This is a genomic window from Solirubrum puertoriconensis (assembly GCF_001483135.1).
GTDB classification, from domain to species: domain Bacteria; phylum Bacteroidota; class Bacteroidia; order Cytophagales; family Hymenobacteraceae; genus Solirubrum; species Solirubrum puertoriconensis.
Map to the genome: position 1 here is coordinate 300,502 of NZ_LNAL01000003.1, position 20,402 is coordinate 320,903.

The 20,402-nt window shown below is 60.7% G+C and carries 11 protein-coding genes; 4 read left to right on the forward strand and 7 right to left on the reverse strand.

The window, feature by feature from the left end:
• Nucleotides 1-18: 18 nt before the first annotated feature.
• Entirely contained in the window at nt 19-891 is an 873-nt protein-coding gene (locus tag ASU33_RS01770) for a hypothetical protein (protein ID WP_149866991.1), read from the forward strand.
• Nucleotides 888-3,038: a ComEA family DNA-binding protein gene (locus ASU33_RS01775; protein ID WP_059067530.1), complete on the forward strand. Its 2,151-nt coding sequence runs from the start codon at nt 888-890 to the stop codon at nt 3,036-3,038. The genes ASU33_RS01770 and ASU33_RS01775 overlap by 4 nt, the downstream gene beginning before the upstream one ends.
• Before the next feature lie 90 nt (nt 3,039-3,128).
• Here ASU33_RS01775 and ASU33_RS01780 read toward each other — a convergent pair whose 3' ends face one another.
• The 5 genes from ASU33_RS01780 to ASU33_RS01800 all read right to left on the reverse strand — a co-directional run bounded on the left by ASU33_RS01780 (nt 3,129) and on the right by ASU33_RS01800 (nt 14,155).
• Nucleotides 3,129-6,440, reverse strand: coding sequence for a reprolysin-like metallopeptidase (locus ASU33_RS01780; RefSeq protein WP_059067532.1), 3,312 nt, complete (start codon nt 6,438-6,440; stop codon nt 3,129-3,131).
• A gap of 272 nt (nt 6,441-6,712) precedes the next feature.
• Entirely contained in the window at nt 6,713-8,665 is a 1,953-nt protein-coding gene (locus ASU33_RS01785) for a DUF3857 domain-containing transglutaminase family protein (RefSeq protein WP_059067534.1), read from the reverse strand.
• Nucleotides 8,662-10,713 (reverse strand): DUF3858 domain-containing protein, encoded by a 2,052-nt coding sequence (locus ASU33_RS01790; protein WP_059067536.1) that lies wholly within the window; start codon nt 10,711-10,713, stop codon nt 8,662-8,664. Before ASU33_RS01790 ends, ASU33_RS01785 begins: the two co-directional genes overlap by 4 nt.
• An 85-nt stretch (nt 10,714-10,798) precedes the next feature.
• The gene (locus tag ASU33_RS01795) at nt 10,799-12,841 is read right to left on the reverse strand and encodes a DUF3858 domain-containing protein (RefSeq protein WP_078062786.1); all 2,043 of its coding nucleotides are present in this window, start codon (nt 12,839-12,841) and stop codon (nt 10,799-10,801) included.
• Between the two features lie 132 nt (nt 12,842-12,973).
• Complete coding sequence (locus ASU33_RS01800) at nt 12,974-14,155, reverse strand: MFS transporter (RefSeq protein WP_059068306.1); 1,182 nt, start codon at nt 14,153-14,155, stop codon at nt 12,974-12,976.
• Between the two features lie 140 nt (nt 14,156-14,295).
• Here ASU33_RS01800 and ASU33_RS01805 point away from each other — a divergent pair, with 140 nt between their 5' ends.
• Both ASU33_RS01805 and ASU33_RS01810 read left to right on the forward strand, forming a co-directional pair.
• Nucleotides 14,296-16,176, forward strand: coding sequence for an ABC transporter ATP-binding protein (locus ASU33_RS01805; protein ID WP_059067540.1), 1,881 nt, complete (start codon nt 14,296-14,298; stop codon nt 16,174-16,176).
• 120 nt (nt 16,177-16,296) lie between these two features.
• Nucleotides 16,297-16,878, forward strand: a complete 582-nt coding sequence (locus tag ASU33_RS01810) for a hypothetical protein (protein WP_059067542.1) — start codon at nt 16,297-16,299, stop codon at nt 16,876-16,878.
• Between the two features lie 44 nt (nt 16,879-16,922).
• Here ASU33_RS01810 and ASU33_RS01815 read toward each other — a convergent pair whose 3' ends face one another.
• Nucleotides 16,923-17,930, reverse strand: coding sequence for an XdhC family protein (locus ASU33_RS01815; RefSeq protein ID WP_160328112.1), 1,008 nt, complete (start codon nt 17,928-17,930; stop codon nt 16,923-16,925).
• 39 nt (nt 17,931-17,969) lie between these two features.
• Entirely contained in the window at nt 17,970-20,285 is a 2,316-nt protein-coding gene (locus tag ASU33_RS01820; RefSeq protein ID WP_059067544.1) for a xanthine dehydrogenase molybdopterin binding subunit, read from the reverse strand.
• Nucleotides 20,286-20,402 lie beyond the last annotated feature (117 nt).

Below are 20,402 nucleotides of genomic sequence, written 5' to 3' on the forward strand. Positions count from 1 at the left end.
GTCGTAATGTGCGTGCTTATGCCAAAACTATACTTAGGGCTATTATTCATCTTCTTACCTCTTTTCGGCGCTGCGCAGGGCAACGGTCCCGGCGTACGCGGCGGGCGGGCCGCCGCTTTGGGCAATGCTTCCGTTACGCTAGCCGATGTGTGGGCAATAGGCAACAATGCAGCGGGCCTGGGTGCTCTCACGCGGCCCGAAGCCGGGGTATACGCCGACAACCGTTTTCTGATTCCGGAGTTTGGCAATGCTGCTTTGGCTGCGGCTTTACCCCTAAGTAAGCAGCCCGTGGGCAGTACTGCCACTGCGGCACCGCACGGCGTAGTAGGCGTGGAGCTGCAGCGTTTTGGCGGCAAGCTCTACAACGAGCAGCGCGCTGGCGTGGGCTATGGTTACCGCTTAGGGTTGTTCAGCGTAGGAGCGCGGGCCGATATGCTGCAGGTGCGTATCGAAGGCCTGGGGAGCCGGCGTGCGGTGGCGTTGTCGCTGGGCGGGCAGGCTGAAATAGTACCGCAGAAGCTGACCTTCGGGGCTTACCTCTACAACCTCAACCAAGCTCGGTTGGCCGAATACCAAAACGAGCGCGTACCTACTGTGCTAAAAGCCGGTTTGGGCTACCGCGCTACGCCCAAGGTGTTGTTGCTGATAGAAACCGAAAAGGACGTGGAGCAGGCCGCCGATTTGAAAGCGGGGCTCGAGTACCAAATAGTTGAGGCGTTTGCAATGCGGGCGGGAGTTGCTACGCTAACCGAACAGATGACTGGTGGCTTTGGGCTGCGCTTTGGCAGAGCCCGCGTTGATTATGGAGCCGCCTGGCACAATGCGCTCGGGCTGAGCCAACACCTGAGCGTGAGCCTGCGCTTTGAACCCAAAGCCTCTGCCGAGCTATGAGCCGCCTAGGTGATTGGCGGCGCAAACGCAGGGGAAGGGTGTGGCTCCTGCTGGCGGTACTCTATACCCTAGGTGCGCTGCGGGCGCAGGGCCAAGTGCAGGATTACCCGCGCCAGCGCCCCGACCTCGACCGGCTGATGCAGGAACTGTTTGCCGAGCCGCAAAGCGACCAAGTACCCTACGAAGACCTGTACGAGACGCTGCTGCAGTACCTGCAAACGCCGCTCAACCTGAACACCGCCACGCGCGAGGAGCTGACCAGCCTGCTGCTACTCTCGCAACCGCAGATTACGGCCCTGCTCGAGCACCGCGAGCGAAACGGCGCCTTGCTGAGCCTCTACGAGCTGCAAAGCATCGACGAGCTGGATTTGCGCACCATCTACCGGCTGGCTCCGTTTGCGACGGTGGGCGAGCCGAGCGGCAACGCCGTGCGCGGCCCCTTGTGGCAGCGCATTTTGCAAGAAGACAACAACGCGCTGTTTATCCGCTACGAGCGGGTGTTGCAAGAGCGCAAAGGCTATACTGCACCTACCATCAACAGCAACGGTAGCCAATCGAGCCGCTACCTAGGCTCGCCCGATAAGCTGCTGATACGATTCCGAACCAGCCATGCGCGCGATTTCAGCATTGGCTTTGCGGCCGAGAAAGACGCCGGCGAGCAGTTTACCTGGAGCCCCGGCACCCGCCGCTATGGCTTCGATTACTACTCGGCGCACCTAGGGCTGTTTGAGCGCGGGCGGCTTAAGGCGGTAATTGTAGGCGACTACCAGTTGCAGTTTGAGCAAGGGTTGTTGCTGTCGTCGGGGTTGCAGGTGGGCAAAGGGGCCGAAACCATTACCACGCTGCGCCGCTCCAACCTAGGCATTAGGCCCTACACCTCGGTGCTCGAAAGCTCGTTTTTCCGTGGAGCGGCGGCCACCGTGGCGCCTGCGCCGAGCTGGCGCCTCACGGGTTTTGCCTCGCTCAAGCGCGTAGATGCCTCGTTGCGCGCCACGTTAGCCGATTCGCTGGAGGAAGAAGCCACGGATTTTGCCTCGGGCTTGCTGCTGACAGGGTTTCACCGTACCAACGCCGAGCTGAACAACCGCCGCAGCTTGCGCGAGGGCATTGTGGGCGGCAACGTTACTTTTGCGCCCCTAGGTAGCCAGCTCAGTTTGGGGCTTACGGCCGTGGGCACCACCTTCGATAAACCCCTGCAGCGCCGCCCCGAGCCGTACAACCTGTACGAATTTGGCGGGAGACAAAACTTGGCCATATCGGCGCACTACAGCTACGGGTGGCGCAACCTTAGCCTGTTCGGCGAAACGGCCCGCAGCAGCAGTGGCGGCCTAGGTACGGTAAACGGCTTGCTTGCCAGCCTAGGCTCCGATGTGGATGCCGCCGTGCTTTACCGGCACTACGCGCGCAACTTTCATACGCTTTACGGCAACGCTTTCGGCGAAAACACCCGTAACATCAACGAAAGCGGCTTGTACCTAGGCCTGAAGCTGCGGCCCTTGGCGCGGTGGGAGCTATCGGCATACTACGATCAGTTTCGGTTTCCGTGGTTGCGTTACCAGGTAAGTGCCCCTTCGCGCGGGTACGATTGGCTGGTGCGCGTGGCGTTTTCGCCTACCAAAACCAGTCAGCTTTACGCGCAGGTGCGCACCCGCCAAAAGCCCAACGATGCCGACGCCTCGCGCCCCGTGCCTAACCCGGTGCCTGCACTACGCCGCTCGTTACTGCTGTTCTACGACACCAATCCTACCAGCATCCTTAGCCTGCGCACCCGCCTGCAGGGTACCCACTACCGCGAAGACCTAGGCCCCCGGCGCACGGGTTATTTGCTGGCCCAGGATGTAACCGTGCAGCCCTTGCGCGCCCTGCGCCTATCGGCCCGCTACGCGCTCTTCGATACCGACGATTACGACACCCGCCAGTACGCCTACGAGCAGGATGTGCTGTATGCTTTTTCGGTGCCGGCGCTGGCGGGCCGCGGCACCCGCATGTATGCTTTGGCCGAGTACAAGCTCGGCCGCCACATTACGCTTTGGGTGCGCTATGCCACCACTACGTACCGCGGACAAAAAACCGTAGGCTCGGGCCTCGAAGAAATCCAGGGCCCACAACGCTCCGAAGTAAAGGCCCAACTGCGGGTAGCGTTGTAGGTGCCTGGGCCAGCAATGGGCCACAAAGCAAGCGGCGGCTCCTGAAAGCAGGAACCGCCGCTTGTTGCATGATTACGTACCCGATTGCGCTTACAACTTCATCAGCTTTTGGGTGGCCGTGCCGCCGCCGGGCAGCTCCACCTGCAGGTGGTACACCCCTTGGCTTAGCTTGCCTAGGTCGAGGGTGTGGCGCAACTGGCCGGCACCTTTGGTGAGCTGCTCAGCCAGCACGGTGCGGCCCACGGCATCGGTTACGCGCACCTGCATAGTACCGCGTAAGCTGTTGTCCACATTCAGCTCGAAACGGCCGGTGCTGGGGTTGGGGTACACCGATACACCTTGCAACTGCTTGGGGCTGAGGCTGCTGGTTATGGCATCTTGCACGGTGCAAAGCTCTAGGGTCCAGTTGGTGAAGGAGCCGGCATTGCCCGGGGCTACATCCAGTACGTGCAGCGTCCATGGCCCATTGGCTGGGTTGCCTCTGAACGCGGCCAGTGCACTTTCGGGTCGGTAGGTGCCGCCGGTGTTAATGGGGCAGGTTATACCCGTTGGGGCCGCATCGTCGAAGCTGGCGTTGATGTTGGCTGTGCCCGGGCACGGCGACGAGCCCAGGCGCACGCGGATGTTGTTGGGCCCGCGTAGCTCCAGCACCAGCTCGCCTAGGTCGCGGTGCGTAATGCGAAGGTTGCGCACCCGCACCTGGGACACCACATCGGTGCTGTTTACCGTGATGGTGGAAGTAGCCGTGGCGTTGGTTGAGTTGGTAATAGCAGCTGGTAAATCGGTGGGGGTGTAGGTAGTGCAGGCAAGTTGGCCCACGTAAAACTGTTCGCCCGCCGACCAGTTGCCCACCCCGCACTCGGCCGTACCGCGCACGCGCCAGTAGTAGCGGCCGTTTTCTTGCAGCGTGGTAGCGGCTGTGTAGGAGTTTGTGGTAAGGCCCGTTTGGCTGATCACTAAGTTGCTGAAGCCCGCATCGGTGGCTACTTGCAGGTCGTAGGAGGTTGCGCCCTGTATGGCCGACCACGTAAACCTAGGCTGCGGCAATGCCCGCAGCGAGTTGGCAGCGGGCTGCTGCAGGGTGGGCGGCACGTTGGCCGAGTTGCGCACCACCAAACTAATTACCTGCGTTTCGGTGGTACTGCCGTTGGTGCCCGATACCGTGATGGGGTAGGTGCCCGAGGCGGTGGTGGCCGCCGAGCTGATAGTAACCGAAGTGGTGCTGCCGGCGGCTACCTGGGTGCTGCCGAAGTTTACGCTAACGCCTGCCGGTATACCCGTAGCCGACAAGGTTACTTGCCCCGTAAAGCCTAAAATCTGACCTACGCTGAGGCTGCAGCTTACCGAGCCGCCGGGGCAAAAAGACTGGGTGCTGTTGGCGCAGTCACTTGCCAGAAAGAAGCCCGGCCCGGTTGGCGTTTGCAGCGTAAAGTTTTGGTTGGAGATGTCGAAGAAGATGCCACCAGTGGCTTTTACCTTCAGCCGCACTTGCGTGGAGGGGGGCACGCCTGCCGGCACCGTTACTTGCTCGGCGCCATCGTTGGGCGTACCGGCCGCCAGGGTGTAGGGGTACGTCAGGCCACCGTCAACAGAAAGCAAAATATCTACCCGCGAGGCACTAACAGGGGCCGCCGTTGTATTGGCCACATCCCAAGTAACTTGTTGCGGCACGGTGGTGCGCCAAGTAACGTTGGTATTGGGTGCCGTAACGACGAAGGGCCCGGCGTTATCAGCTACGGGTACCGTAATGGCATCGTAGTTGGTAGCGCCGCCCCCTGTGCGGTTGTCGCGCACGGTTAGCCGGAAGTTGAGCGTGCGGCCGTACTGGGGCAGCACCTCCCCGATGGTCGGCAGGTTGTTCAGCAAAGCTCCAAGCCGCGGAAAAACACGGGTAGGATCGGTAGTGGGCGGAAACGAGCGGAAAATAGGCGCATCGCCCTGGGGTTGATCGGGGTTGCCGCCAGGCCCTAGGTCCAGCTCTTCCCAACAGTAAGTGAGGGCGTCGCCATCGGGGTCCGAAGCGGTACCTGTCAGCTCGAACGGCGTGCCCTTCGGGATTACGTAATTGGCGCCAGCTTCTACTACTGGTGGCCGGTTGCCCGTGTTGCTGATGCTGGCGCAAGCACCTAGGGTGGTTACGTGGTCGAGAATTTCGTCGTAGCTAGCCGTGTGAAAATAGGCATCGGAGTTGGCCTGCAGGTTGTAGGGCGCGCAAATGCCCGCGTAGGCCATGATGGTGGAGCCAGAGCCCGGCTCGTAAGCTGTGGAGCCGGAGCGGTTGCCCACCCGGCAGTTATTAGCATCGGTGGCGTTGAAGGTGTGATTGGCGCCAAACTGGTGCCCCATCTCGTGCGCCACAAAGTCAATATCGAAGGCGTCGCCCACCGGGTTCGGAAGGCCTGTGGTGGCCCGGGCTTTGTTGTTGCCTACGCACACCACACCTAGGCCCGCCAGGCCGCCACCATCGGTCGTAAACACGTGGCCAATGTCGTAGTTGGCCGGCCCGATGCGTTGGTCGGTAACCTGCTGATTTGTGTTGAGAGTCGTCTCTGAGCTTTCGTTGGTGTACGGGTCGGTAGCCGGATCCAGGAAGATCAGCTGATCGGTGTTGGCAACAAGCCGGAGCCGAATCGATAGTTCTTTCTCGTATACCCCACTCACGCGGTTCACCGAGGCCACAATGCCAGCCAGGGCGCCTTCGGTTGTTCCGCCTTTTTTGGCGGCGTACTCACCTGTGCAGGCCATGGCCAAACGGTAGGTACGCAGCTGGGTGCCGTTGCTGCGGGCGGCCGTGCCGTTTTGCAACGGGCTAAGCCGCTGGTTTAGCACCGAAGGCGTTTGGGTAAGGCACACGCGCCGGGCTAGAGCCGCATCGTTGATGTCGCGCTTGTAAAACACCAAGTGTTCTTGCCCTCCCGCGGCGGGGTCGACATACACCGTATTGCCCGCCGACAAAATCATGGCATGCAGGCCCGCCCCCGACACATCGAAGTAGGCAGTGGCGGTTGGGTCGTCGATACCTTGGGCGGAATACGTTTTGATGGCAGGGTAGCGCGCTGCCAATTCGGGCGCCATAACCTGGGTTTCGGTTACCCTGAACCGGCCCGAGCTGCCATCGGGGAGGGGTAGGGCCACTACCGTACCGGAGCGGCGGGCGTTGTTGCCATCGGGCGCCTGGGCTAGTGCAGCGCGCAAGTTGGCCATTTGCACCGTAACTACCCTATATCTGCCTAGGGCTTGCGTGGTGCGGCGGGCAGCAGCAGATAGCTGAGTGGTTTTGGCATCGGCCCATAACACCCGCTGCGCCGAGGCCGAAAAAGGCAAACCAACACCAGCTAGGAGTAGGCCACGCAGCACTGCGCCACGCAGCGCTGGCCAAGGCAGGGTAAAGGATGTGCGCATAGGCATCTAGTTTCGAATGCGGCTTCAACAGTTAGAAAATCAAGTTACAGCTTTTACCGCCATCCTACGGCCATCATCGGCACCCGCCTTGTAAGGCACAACGTAGCTACGCGCCCACAGTTGCGGGTGAGTAGAGGCTGCTTTAGGTGTAATGCCCAAGGCCCGAAGATTAGTTGCCAAACTGCTGCTGCAAAAGACGAAAAAACGTAACCGCAAAAAAGAACAGCCACTCCGGTGGAGTGGCTGTTTACGTTCATATAGTTGGGGTGCTATCAGGACTCTGGCCGCACCAATACCAGCTGCATGCGGTCGGCTTTGCTGATGCGCTGGCGAAATGCCTCATACGCTTCGTACTGAGCTGCCTCGAAGTGGCCATCAGGCATTTGCAACCGGCGAATGTACTGAATTGTGCCATCCTGAAGCACTTGTACCTGAGCCTCATAGCTGCCAAATGCAGTTCGTAGTTGCACCGGCGCGGGTACCGATTCGGGCTTGTAATCAGCCGGTACCTTAAATCGAACAGTGTCGGCATCGGTAAAGGGCAGGTGCAGCACCAGTGGAGTTTGCCGTGCACCCACACTAGGAGCAGGGGGGGGCAGGCGGTTGAGCAGGTTGGGTACCAAAAACAGACGCCGCCCCGTGAGCGAGGCGTAGCTTGGCAGTGCGAGCGTAAGGCGTTCGGTAACGGCTGGTAGTGCACCTTGGCGGTTGGGCTGCCAGCTGCTCTGCTCGATGGTAACGGTTGGCAAACCTAGGCGGGCATACGCACGCTTGCGTTGCTCATCAGCCGGCAGTGCGCTAATCATCTGCGCAAGGGCATCTTGCTGTAGGCCCGAAGAAAGCGTGCGCACGGTAGCGCGGCCATGGCCTTTGTCGTCGATTACCACCTCGGCATTGCGAAACTGGCCGTTTACAGCCGCGGCATAGCTGGGCGTGCGCACGAGCTTGCCTCCTTGGGGCGTGAGCAGCAGGGCATGGCGCCCGCCCGTAAACGAGCCTAGGTAACCAAACGCCTCGCTCTGCGAAGTGCACTCCAGCCACACCGTGTCCTTAGGCATGGGCACGCACAAAATCATGTGGTTGAACTGGTTGCTAGGGAACGAGGTGCGAATAGCCGCTCGCTGCTCGCCGGCACCAATCATGGCGCAGAAACTCTCCACCCCGGCGGCGCGCAGCAGCGCCATGCAGTAGTTGGAGAGGGCCTTGCAGTCGCCGTAGCCGGTGCTGGCTACCGTGCTGGCCGGAAACGCCTGCCATCCCCCAATACCCAACTGCACCGACACGTAGCGGGTAGAGTTTTGCAGGTATTCGTACACCTTGCGTACCCGTTGCCGTGGTTCGCTGATGTCCTTTACCAAAGCCGCTACTTTCGCCTTTATCTCGGGGCTCAATTCGGCGCGGTCCTGGTTCAGGTCGTACTCCCACTTACCTAGGCCTTGCCAGCTGGTCATGTCGCCGCGGTGGCCTTGTACTTCGAAGGCTGTTGGGGCGGTATACACCGTAGGCACCTGCTCGGCCAAAGGCGGGCTGTAAGGCTCGCGCTCCAGGGCCGGCAGGCTGGTAAGCTGCCAGGCATACACCAACTGGTTGCCTTGCTGACTTTTGGTTACGGCGCCGCCCTGCGGCAGTCGCTCCTCGAGGTAGCGCAGCGGCAGCTCGGGCGGGGTGGTTACGCGCAAGGTGGCGTGCTCCAGGCTTACGTGCTCTTCATCCTGCGGACTCCAGGCAGGGAAGTTCAGCGTGTTGTCGGAGCTGTATTCGTAAGTGAAGTCGGCAGTGTAGGGGTAACGCGGCTGGCGTAGGTCGCCCACACGCACGCGGTTGTCTTCGAAAAGGCTGGCGCCGCTTACGTTGCTGTAGTCCTTGATGTCGGCCGTACGCAGGGTGCGCACCACGCGGCCATCGGCATCGTACACGGTGCCGCGCAGGTAGCTAACCTGCGTCAGCTTATCGTAGGGCACCACAGCCACGCCCCAATTGTCGCCTTGTTCGTCGAGCACGGTTACCACGCGGTGCACCGTGTACACCATGCGGCCGGCGGCTTTCACTGTTAGGATATCATCCTGCTGCCGAATAACCGCGTGCGCATTTTGGCGTAGCGCGGCCGGAATGCTGCTCACCGGCCATTGCAGCGGCTGCCCCGCTTGCGCTAGCAGCGGCCCCAAGCACAGGGCCGCTGCTAGCGCAAAGCGCGAAGAAATAGAATGCTGACCTAGGAGGCTCATGACTTACGTTTCAGCACAAGCTTCTCGGTCTGTTTGGCCAGCATGCGCGTGTAGAACTCGCGCAGTGCAGGATACTCTTCGCTCAGGTACAGCGCGCGGCTCAGCACCATACGGCTGGTAATCTGCAGCTTGTTGCCCATGGGAGTAATGCTGAACAAGAACCGACCGCCGCCATCCGGCAACTCCAACGCGGTGCTCTTGGGCATTTCCTCGATAGAGTAGTTATCCGGGATGGTCAGCGTTACCATGTTGGTTTCCTCTAGCAGGGTACCGAAATCGACCGGAAAGCGGCGCTCAGTGAGCAAGAATGGGTTGCTGGCTTGGTTGAGGGTTTGCAGCACGTTGAGGTAAATGGTACCTAGGGGCTGCTCCGATTCGCCGGGCACGCGTACGTCCAAGTCGAGCGATAACGGCTTGGCTAAGGCATCCACGTTCTGGAAGGTGAACTTGTCGATCTTCCAGCCGCCGTTGTTCTTCAGCAGGCTCTCCACATATTTCTTCTCGCCCTGTTCGCGCAAGGTGTTGCGCTGCATTAAGCCTAGGTAGCCTGCTCCTTCGTCGCGCACTTTGCCGGTAAGGCTGCCGCGCTCGTCTAGCGTAAGCTGGGCCGAGCGAAAATGCACAAAACGGAACTTCGATTGGAGCGGGACCCAATCGCCTTCACTTGTGCTGGTAATCAGGCGGCCCTGCCCGTTGAGGCACGAAGCGGGCAGCATGCCAAACGGTGCCAACTCCTGGGTGGCATCGGCCAGCACCTGCTGGCTATCGGGCAGCTGCACATGCGCCACTACGTAGTTAAAACGCGAAAGCAGCGGGAAAATGGTGTTGACGTAGCCGTGCTCGCGCGTGCTCAAAATTACGGGGTTGGCTTTCAGGCCGGCGTCGCGCAGCAGCGTGATCAGCAACAAGTTGGCATCGGCCGCCGAGCCACGGTGCTGCTCCCAGGTTTTCCGGATGGAGCCCGTCGCGTACAGGCCCGTGCCGCTGGCCTTCACATTGCGTCGTACCAAATCGTGCACGGCCGCCGCGCGCTCAACTTCGTTGGGATGTTTTTGAACAATGGCGGCTATTTCGGACTTCAAAAAACCGCCTTTGCGCAGCTGGCCACCAAAGTTTTCGTGGTTGAGCAGCTCTTCCTGCATTTTGGGCCACGTGCTGCTCATGTTACGGTAAGGCTCGTCGGGCCACTTCAAGCCGGCCAGCTCAAAATCGAGGCGCGAAACGTAGTCGCGCGTGGTGGTCATGTAGGGCTCTTCGCGCATGGCCGGCACGTTTTCCATAGCCCAACGGTAATTCATAACCCTGGGCGTAACCGTGGCGCTACCGCCCGAGGTACGTCCGCCATCCAGGCCGGGCGTAATTTCCGAAGACCAGCGAATGGTGTACTGCCCCGTGCCTTCGTTGCGCTCTTGTACCTTCAGCGGCTCATAGCCCTGCCACAGCTGCTTGTAGTCGAAGTACTCCGGAATGGCAGCTCGATACTCGCTCCAGCGCACCGGAATGGTATGCTGAAATTGCCAGTCCTGAAAGTTGAACAGGAAGTCCGACGTAAGCGTGTATGTGTACTCAATAACAGAGCCCTCGCGCACGGCGGGCATGGTAAACTTGCGCAGTGTTATGTTCTCGGATGCCTTCTCGGTGAAGGCATTGCTCGTTTCCAGCTTCACCTTCTCAACCTGGCCGTTGGCGCCCATGTTGTAGGTGTAGCCGTGCACACCGCTGAGCTTTTCGTCGTCGGAGCCCTTGTGGTAGAGCGGCACTTGCACGTCGGCCCACTCGTAGCCGCCTTTCTTCAGAATTTTGATGCGGGTAACGCGCTCAAATACGTACTGAAAGTTGCCTTTAGGGCCTACGTTAAAGCGCGTGCGGCCAAAATCGCACAGGATGACGGCGTTGGCTGCACTGTCTGCTTTAAAGGCAGCAGCGTCGAACTCCTTCGGGTCGATTTTGCCAAATTTAATCGGATCGGCTTGGCCTAAGGCGGGCAGGAAAGCGGCGCTGCCTAGCGCACCAGCCAAGGTTAGCAACAGGGGTAAACAGTGCTTCATAAGTAAGAGGTTAAAGAAAAATCGGGGAGTGGTAAGCCTGCATAGCCAGCCCTAGGTAGCTCGGCGCAACCGCAGGAGCAGCAGGCTAATTGGTGCGGCGGAGCACCAGCGGTTCGGCGTGCTTGGCCACCGAGCGGGTAAACAGCTCGCGCAGGGCGGGGTACTCGTGGGGCAGGTACTGCGTTTTGCGCAGCTGCATGCGGCTGGTAAGGTGCAGCGTGCTACCCACTTGTTTTACTTCGTAGAGGTAGCGCCCGTGGCCGTTAGGCAGTTCTACCTGAGCGGATTTGGGCAGCTCCTCCACGGCAAAGTTGGTGGGCAGCGTCAGCTGCACGGAGGTTGTAAACTCCTGCAGCGTACCAAAATCGACGGGGAAAGTGCGTTCGGCGTGGGCGAATGGGTTTTGGGCAGCGGTAAACAGCTGCATCACCGGTAAATACAACTGCTGCGCTGCGTCTGTGGCCGAGCTGGGCACCGTAAGGTTGGTTTCAACGAGCAACGCTTGATCCAGCTTTTCGAGGTTCAGTACTTTGGTGCCGCTCAGCGCCCAGTCGGGGTGTTGCTGCGCCAAGGCTTTGAGGTAAGCCTGCTCGCCGCTGGCTGCTACCTTGTTGCGCTCGGCCAGCCCGGCGTATCCGTTGTACTCCTCGCGCATATTGCCGCGCATTGCGCCTTGCGCATCGAGGCTAAGCTGGGCAGTGGTAAAGTGGGCGTGGCGTTGCCGGGGAGCGAGCGGCACCCACTTGCCACCGTCAGACGTGATCAGCCGGCCTTGGCCGTTGAGGCAGCGCTCGGGCAGCGTACCGGGCAGTGCCAAGGGTTCGGTGGCATCGAGCAGTAGCTCGGGCTGGCCTGGCACAGCTACGCCCGCCACTACGTAGTTGAACTGGCTGAGCACCGGCACTTCGGTTTGAATGCGGCCGTGGCTGCGCGTGCTTAGCAGCACGGGATGCGCGTCCAAGCCGGCGTCGCGTAGGGTTTGCACCAGCAGCAGGTTCAGCTCGGCCGCGCTGGCCTGACCCTGCTCAACCACGCGGCGCAGCGGGGTGGTGGCGTACATACGCTCCTGGCCGTTGTAGCGCACCTTGCCTTGCACCAGAGCAACAACCGCAGCGGCCCGCGCACTGGCATCGGTGTGTTGGGCTTTTAGTACCTCAGCGGCGTTGTGGAGCGGCGAGCGGCCTTGCAAGCGTACGCCAAAGTCTTCTTCCTTCAGGAGCTCCGAGCCAATTTTCTCCCAAGTAGAGGTAACCTGCTGCGGACGGTCGGGGTCGAATACTATTTTATCCAGCTCGAAATCGATGCCTGCCAGGTAGTCGTTGCGCGTGGTCATGAACGGCTCTTCGCGGAAGGCGGGTACGTTCTGCATTGCCCACACGCTGCGCACCGCCTTGCCCGAAAGCAGCATTTGGTTGCCCGAGCCCGTGGCGGCGCTTAGAGTGCCATAGCTATCGGAGGCCGATTGGGTATAGCCTGTGGAGTAGCCCACAATGTCGCGCCCTTGCGTGGTGTAGGGGAGGTAGCCGTGCGGAATTTCCTTGTATTGAAAGAACCCCGGAATGATGGTCCGGTACTCGCTCCAGGCCACCGGAATGTCGCGCTGAAACTGCCAATCTTGCAGGTTGAACAGGAAGTCGGACTTGATGGTGTAGGCGTACTCGATGATGCTGCCCTCGCGCACGCTTGGCAGCGAAAACTTGCGTAGGCTGTGGCGGCCGTCCAGCTTCTCCTCAAACGTGGCTTTGGCGTCGAGCTTCTGCTTCTCAATTTTCTCGCCCACGAGGTTGTATGTGAAGCCGCGCAGGTTCAGCAGCTCTTCTTCTTTGCCCTCGTGGTGGTACAGCGGCACGGCAACGGTAGCCTGCTCGTAGCCAGCTTTGTTCAGCACAAGCACGCGCGTTACCCGCTCGAACACTGCTTTGAATCCGTCTTCGGCCCCCACAATGCGCGAGGTGCCAAAATCGCAGAGCACGATGGCCGGAGCTCCTTCCGCGCCTTTGTACTGCGAGGCCTTGAAAGCCGTAGCGTCAAGCTTACCGAACTTGATGGGCTCATCCTGAGCCGATACCGAGTGCGTAATGATGCCCAGCACTGCAGCCAGGCTAATTTGCCGTAAAAATGAAAGCATATAGCGCGATAAAACCACTCCAAATCTGGATGGCCGCCGCTAATTGCCGAGGATACACAGTTTTGGTAGCCTAAAAGTACACGGCAGTTATATATCTAAATGAAGGTTGTATGAATATTTTTAGCTGCTGGCTTACCCGCGAACAAGTTGCTGGGTGGGCTGCCGATACAAATACACTAACGCCGCCACCACGCACGCCACACTAAGCCCGTGCACCCACGGCAGGCGCGCCGGCTCGTTGCTGTAGAGCCAGCCGGCCAGCAGAGCACCTAGGCCAATGCCTACCTCCAGAAAAATGTACATGGTAGCTACCGCGCGGCCGCGGCGTTCCGGGTCGCTTAGGTCAACCGTCCAGGCGTATAGGGTGGGGGAGTTGAGGCCGGCTGCCAGCCCAAATAGCACCGCTGCCCCCAAGAACACCAGCTTGCTATGCGCCAGGGCTAGTACTACCAAGGCTACCAGCAGCATAATACTGGAAATGCGCAGCACTGGCACGCGGCCGTAGCGGTCGGAGGCGCGGCCGGCTACCAAGCGAATAAACAACGATGCCAGGGTGTAGCAGGTAAAGAACAGGCCCTTGTTGTCGATGCCCAGCGTGCGGCTTTGGTCGGGGATTACGGTGAGCATGACGCCGTACGGAAACAGGCACAAAAGCGTAACCACGGCGGGCGCAAGCACCTGCATATCGAGCACCTCGCTCCACTGCAGCTTCAGCAGCCCTAGGTGAAAACGCTGCCGTTGGGCTTTGGGGAGGGTTTCCGTCATGGTGCCTTGTACCAGTACCGAAAGCAGCGCCGCCCCCGACGAAATGTAAAACAGCGTGTTCAGCGGAAAATACGTGGTGAGGTAACCTCCCAAGGCCGGGCCGGCCGCCATACCTAGGGAGCCGGCTACTCCCAGCAAGCCCATGGCCTCGCCTCGCCGCTCCACCGGAATAATATCGGCAATAAACGCGGCCGTGCCCGTGGGCTTAAAGCCCGTGCTGAAACCGTGCAACAAACGCAGCAGCAAAAAACTGAAAACCGTGGTGGCCCACACGTAAAAGAACCCGCAGATAAAGCATACCAACGAGCCCACCACCATCACCGGAATACGCCCAACCGTATCGGCCAGCTTGCCGCTGAAGGGGCGCGAAAGCCCGGCCGTAAGCGTAAACAACGCAATAATGAATCCCTTGTAGTCGCCACCGCCCATGCGCGTGAGGTGGTCGGGCAGTTCCGGAATCAGCAGGTTAAAGGATAGAAAGAACAGAAACGAGCTTAGGCACATCAGCCAGAAACCGGCTGTGTAAACCCGGGCGGGGGCAGTAGGCATAGCTAGGTAGTACGCGGGTGGCGCGTCAAAGGTAAGCCGCTGCCACAGCGCATTGGCTTGATAGCGCACTAGGTTCGGTAGCTTTTTGGCCAAAGCGTGCAGCCGCCTGTTATGGCTTAGCGTATGCATGCGTACTACCTATGAGCTTCTGGACAACCCTCTTCAACCGCATATCGGCCAAACGACCTAGGCCCGATGGGAAACCTGCCCTTACCCTGCGCGAGCGGGTATCGGCCCTGCGCAACATCCCCGCGTTCATGCGGCTGGTGTGGCAAACCAGTCCTAGGATGTTTATGCTCAACGCTTTGCTGCGGTTGGTGCGGGCTGGGCTGCCGCTGGCGGTGCTCTACATCGGCCGGCTGATTATTGATGAAGTGGTGCGGCTCAACCAAGGTGCCGGCGGCGGACCGGTGCAGCTTACACCGGTGCTCACGCTGGTGGCTATCGAGTTTGGCTTGGCAGTGCTTTCCGATGCCCTAGGTCGAGCGGTGGCCTTGCTCGATTCGCTCCTAGGCGACTTGCTGGCCAACTACTCCTCCGTGAAGCTGATGGAGCACGCGGCCCAACTCGACCTCGACCAGTTCGAAGACGCTGCTTTTTACGACAAGCTCGAGCGTGCGCGGCGGCAAACCTTGTCGCGCACCATGCTCATGTCGCAGCTGCTGGGGCAGGCGCAGGATATTCTGAGCATGGGCTTTCTGGCGGCCGGTTTGGTGGTCTACAATCCCTGGCTGCTGCTTTTGCTGGGCGTGGCGGTGGTGCCGGCTTTTTTGGGCGAATCGCACTTTAATGAGCGCAGCTACTCCCTGGTACATAGCTGGACACCCGAGCGCCGCGAACTGGACTACCTGCGCCAAACCGGCGCCTCCGACGACACCGCCAAAGAGGTGAAAATCTTCGGCCTATCGGGTTTTCTGATTGATCGGTTTCGCACGCTCTCCACCGAGTTCTTCCTGAAAAACCGAACCCTGGCCGTGCGGCGGGCCAGCTGGGGCACTGTGTTTGCCGCCATCGGCACGCTGGGTTACTACGCCGCTTACCTGTACCTGATTGTGCAAGCCGTGAACGGGCGCATGACAGTAGGCCACCTCACGTTTTTGGCCGGGTCGTTTGCCCGCCTGCGCGGCTTGCTGGAGGGCGTGCTGAGCCGGTTTAGCTCCTTGGCCGAAGGCGCTCTGTACCTGCAGGATTTCTTTGATTTTTTTCAGATGCAGCCGCGCATCGTGCGCGACGCCAGCCAGCCTTACCTGCCGTTCCCGCGGCCCATTCAGCAGGGTTTTCGGTTTGAAGAGGTAGGCTTTAAGTACCGCAACGCCGAGAAGTGGGCCTTGCGCAACCTCAACTTCGAGTTGCGCGCGGGCGAGAAGCTGGCCTTGGTAGGCGAAAACGGCGCCGGCAAAACCACCTTGGTAAAGTTGCTGGCTCGCCTCTACGACCCCTCTGAGGGCCGCATTCTGCTCGACGGGCACGACTTGCGCGCCTACGATCCGGCCGAGCTGCGCCAGGAAATCGGCGTTATCTTCCAGGACTTTGTGCGCTTTCAGCTGCCGGCCGGCCAAAACATTGCCGTGGGCCGCATCGACGAGCGGCAAAACCAAGGACGTATTGAGGATGCCGCCAGCCGCAGCCTTGCCGATACCGTTATAGGCAAGCTGCCCGGCGGGTACGAGCAGATGATCGGGCGGCGCTTTGCCGGCGGCGTGGATTTGAGCGGCGGCGAGTGGCAGAAAATCGCCTTGGGCCGCGCCTACATGCGCGATGCGCAACTGCTGATCCTCGACGAGCCTACCGCCGCCCTCGACGCCCGCGCCGAGCACGAGGTGTTTTTGCGCTTTGCCGAGCTCACCAAAGGCAAAACGGCCGTGCTTATCTCGCACCGTTTCAGCACCGTGCGCATGGCCGACCGCATTTTGGTAATTGAGCACGGGCAGTTCGTCGAAATCGGTTCGCACCAAGAGTTGCTGGCCCGCGGCGGGCGCTACGCCGAACTGTTCAGGCTACAAGCCGCCGGCTACCAATAAGATTTTTATTTCATTGCAACTATTTTATGTTTTGTAGGATCATGTGTATAAATTGCCGACGCCAAGGCAATACATTCATCTTTAAATACAGTTTATTGAATACAATTACTTCTCTCCACCGTGAAACTGCCGCTACTTATCACACACCTGCTGGTGAGTGCACTTCTGTGCGTGTGCTGCCAGCGCAAACCGTCCTCCGCCGAGGCCGTTAACGCGGTTCTTGGCGACGTTAGCTACGTCCGCAAATTTGGCACCGAACCAACTCCTACCACCGACGAACACCTGCGCGTAACCGCCCATTTCCAGTACGTAGAAGCCGTTTTGCAGCGCAAGGGCACCCGTGCCCTCACCAACCGCCAACGCCGCAACCGCTACCATGCCCTTAAGCTGTTGCGCAATTACTGGATGGCAGGACAATACCCTGCCAACTATGACTTTCCGCACGAGCGGCGACCTTGCTTAATCGACCGCACCGGCCAACCCTGCGCCGTAGCTTACCTGATCGAGCAAACTGCCAGCCGCGAGTTGGCCGAGCAAATCAACGCCAAGCACCAATACGACCGCATCGAGGATATCCGCACGCCGGAGTTCCTGCGCTGGGTAAAATCATCGGGCTTTGCCATTGATGAGCTGGCCATGATTCAGCCGACGTATGGCCCAGCTACGGCCTCGGCGCAGCAAGCCCTGGCCGCAAAGCGTTAGGCAGCTTAGATTCAACAGCGCAACGCCCCGCTGGCGGCCGTGCCCTAGGTACGCGCCGCCAGCGGGGCGTTGCGCTGCTGAATAAGCTGGGCGGCTACGCTGATGGCAATTTCCTCGGGCGTGCGGCTGCTAATGGGTACGCCTACGGGTGCATGGACCCGGCTCAATTGGGCTTCGGAGTAGCCCTCTTGGCGTAGCTCGGCAAACAGCTGAGCAATTTTGGCTTCGCTGCCCATCAGCCCTAGGTAAGCCAGCGGATGGTTGATGAGCTGGCGCAAGGCAACGGCATCGGAGCGGTAGCCAAAGGTCATAATCACCACGTAATGGTGCGGGCCGGCGGGCACTGCGCTGGCCAGCTCGTGGTAGGGCAGGCAATGCTTCTGGTGGGCATAGGGGTTGTCGAGCAACGTGTTTAGCCCCGGCCGATCATCAATTACCGTGAGATGAAAATCCAGCGTGGCCACAATGCGCGACAACGCCAGCGCCACGTGCCCAGCCCCGATAATGGTAAGCTGGTCGCGGAAGCCTAGGTGCTCGATATAGCGCCAATCGTGGGCCCCTAGGGCAGTGCCGGCAGCGTAGCCCAGCGGCCTAGGTGCCGGGCCGGTGCCTACGTGCAAAGAGCCATCGGCACGCACTTCGAACCAGCCGTTGCCGGCTCGTTGTTGCACTTCCACAATCGCATCGAGCGCAGCTAAATGCTCGGGGCGCAGCGGCAGCAGCAGCAAGGTTTGCTCGCCCGAGCAAATCATGCCAGAGCGGTGGTGCGGCGCCTCGCTGCGGTGTATTTGCTGGCGGAGCAGCAGTTCGTGGTTGCCCGCGGCCATGCGGTTGCGGGCAACCTCCACAAACTTGTGCTCCATAATGCCGCCGCCCACCGAGCCTGCCATGCTGCCCGGCGAAACGGTCATCTTAAAACCCTGCCGACCGGGGCTCGAGCCGCTACTGCTTACCACCAGCAGCAGCGTAACGGGCGTGCCAGCGCGCAGGCACGCACAAGTGTGCTGCCACACCGGCAAATCGCGCGGAACGGAAGGGGAAGCGGTAAGCAAGCTCAAGGCAAAAGCAACTCCAAATAACTTAAGCCTGACCTAGGCGCTGGCGGCGTTTGGGGCTACCGCAGCCGTTGGCACCGTACTAGGTGCTGCCTCGGGCCTAGGTGCGCACAAGGCCATCAGCACCTTTTCGGGCGTGATGGGCGCCGAAAACGCCGGCGCAACATCGGGCCGGGCGGCCCGAATAGCGTTGCGCACGGCAAAGTAGCCGCCAATGCCGTACATCAGCGGCGGCTCGCCCACGGCTTTGGAGCGCAAAATGGCGCGCGGGTGGCCTTCGGTTTCCAGGAACTCGATCTGTACATCGGCGGGCACTGAGTACAAATCGGGCACTTTGTAGGTGCTGAGGGTATTGCTAAGCAGGCGACCTTGCTCGTCGTAGAGCAGTTCTTCCATGGTCATCCAGCCCAGGCCCTGCACCAAGCCGCCCTCCACTTGGCCGCGGTCGATACCCGGGGCCATGCTCTGGCCGAAATCGTGCACGAGGCGCACGGCATCGAGCACGTAGGTGCCGCGCAGCACATCCACGGTGGCTTGCACGGCGGCGGTGCCGTACACGTGGTAGGCAAAGGGGTAGCCGCTTTCGGTTTTCTGATCAAACCACACATCGGGCGTGGCGTAGTGCGCGTGCTCCGAGAGGTTGATGCGTTTCCAGTACGCCGCCGCCACCAATTTTTCCCAGTCCGACTCCACGGGGTGCCCGGCCGTGAGCACGCGCTCGTCGCAAATCTCCAGCCCTTCTTCGGCTATGCACAGCTCATCGGCGGCTAGCGCAAGCAGGCGCTTGCGCAACTGCTCGCAGGCCAGCTGTACGGCCTTGCCATTAAGGTCGGCGGTGGCCGAGGCGGCCGAGGGCGAGGTATTAGCTACGCGCGTGGTATTGGTGGTTTCGATGCGAATGCGGTTGCTGCGGATACCCAGGGTGCGCGCCGCCACTTCCACCATTTTGGTGTTCACGCCCTGGCCCATTTCCACGGCGCCGGTACTGATGCCTACTGAGCCATCGGTGTAAATGTGCACCAAGGCGCGGGCCTGGTTCATAGCCGTTTTGGTAAACGAAATGCCGAAGCAGATGGGCATGATGGCCAAGCCGCGCTTGTGCAGCGTGCTGCTTTGGTTAAAGGCATCCACCTCTTGTTGCCAGCTGCCTAGGTCGAAAGCCTGCTCGGCGCGTTGCCAGCAAGCGTGGGCGTTGCAAAGCTCGGCAGGTTGGCCAAACGGGAACGTGTCGCCCTCTTGCAACAAGTTGCGCCGCTGAATTTCAGAAGCCGAAACACCCAGTTTCTCGGCTGCTTTGGCAATGGCCGACTCAATCACGAACATGCCCTGTGGCCCACCAAACCCGCGGAATGCCGTGTTGGGTGGCAGGTTGGTGCGGCAGCTGTAGGCCGTGGCCTGCACATTCGGGATGAAGTAGGTATTGGTGCTGTGGAACAGCGTGCGCTCGAGCACCGCCGGCGACAAATCGGCCGCCGCACCGGCGTTTTGGTAGAAGGTAACTTCGTAGGCCAGCAGCTTCAGATCGGCCGAAAGCCCCAGCTTGTAATCGGAGGAGTAGGGGTGGCGCTTGCCCGTCATGCGCAGGTCGTCGTGGCGGGGCAGCACCAGCTTCACGGGCTTTCTCAGCAAGTAGGCACCTAGGGCTGCCAGCACAGCCCACGGCGTAGCCTGGTCTTCCTTGCCGCCGAAGCCGCCACCTAGGCGCACCACATCCACCTCGATGCGGTGCATGCCAATGCCCAGCACGCGCGCCCCGTGCCGTTGGGCCGCAGTAGGGCCTTGCGTAGAGGAATGCACGCGCACCCCGCCTTGCTCGGTAGGATACGCGTAGGCGCCCTGCGTTTCGATGTACAAGTGCTCCTGCCCGCCGCTTTCGGCCGTGCCCTCGATGATGTGCGCGCACTGGGCCCACGCCGCGGCTGGGGCGCCGAGGCGGAAGGTGCGGGGCGGCACAATCAGCTCGCCTTGCGCATGGGCCACCCGCGGATCGGTAATTACGGGCAGCGGCTCGATGTCGGCCTCAATCAGCTTGGCGGCGGCGCGGGCCTGCGGCTCCGTTTCGGCCAACACCAGCGCCACCGGCTGCCCCCTAAAATGCACGTGCCCCTCGGCCAGCAGCGGCTCGTCCGGTACAATGCCACCGATTTGGTTTTCGCCAGGGATGTCGGCCGCCGTGAGAATGCGCACCACGCCGGGCGCAGCTAGCGCGGCCTCCAGGCGCAAGCCGTTCAGCTTACCATGTGCCAGCGGCGAGGCGTACACGGCCGCGTGCAGCGTGCCGCGCTGCACCGGAATATCGTCGAGGTATTGCGATTCGCCGCGCACGTGGCCGGCAGCGTCGAGGTTGTGCATGGGGGGGAAGCGAAGCGAGAGGGAAAAGCTCCCCTCCTCAGATGAGGAGGGGACGCATCAGCTTGCTGATGCTGGGGTGGTTGACAATCGTTGCTGATGTTGTTGGCCTAGGGCGGA

Coding starts and splice junctions, on each gene's coding strand:
- ASU33_RS01795 (WP_078062786.1), bottom strand. CDS start 12,841: ATGCTTTCATTTTTACGGCAAATTAGCCTGGCTGCAGTGCTGGGCATC.
- ASU33_RS01790 (WP_059067536.1), bottom strand. CDS start 10,713: ATGAAGCACTGTTTACCCCTGTTGCTAACCTTGGCTGGTGCGCTAGGC.
- ASU33_RS01800 (WP_059068306.1), bottom strand. CDS start 14,155: ATGCCTACTGCCCCCGCCCGGGTTTACACAGCCGGTTTCTGGCTGATG.
- ASU33_RS01805 (WP_059067540.1), top strand. CDS start 14,296: ATGAGCTTCTGGACAACCCTCTTCAACCGCATATCGGCCAAACGACCT.
- ASU33_RS01770 (WP_149866991.1), top strand. CDS start 19: ATGCCAAAACTATACTTAGGGCTATTATTCATCTTCTTACCTCTTTTC.
- ASU33_RS01775 (WP_059067530.1), top strand. CDS start 888: ATGAGCCGCCTAGGTGATTGGCGGCGCAAACGCAGGGGAAGGGTGTGG.
- ASU33_RS01785 (WP_059067534.1), bottom strand. CDS start 8,665: ATGAGCCTCCTAGGTCAGCATTCTATTTCTTCGCGCTTTGCGCTAGCA.
- ASU33_RS01820 (WP_059067544.1), bottom strand. CDS start 20,285: ATGCACAACCTCGACGCTGCCGGCCACGTGCGCGGCGAATCGCAATAC.
- ASU33_RS01780 (WP_059067532.1), bottom strand. CDS start 6,440: ATGCGCACATCCTTTACCCTGCCTTGGCCAGCGCTGCGTGGCGCAGTG.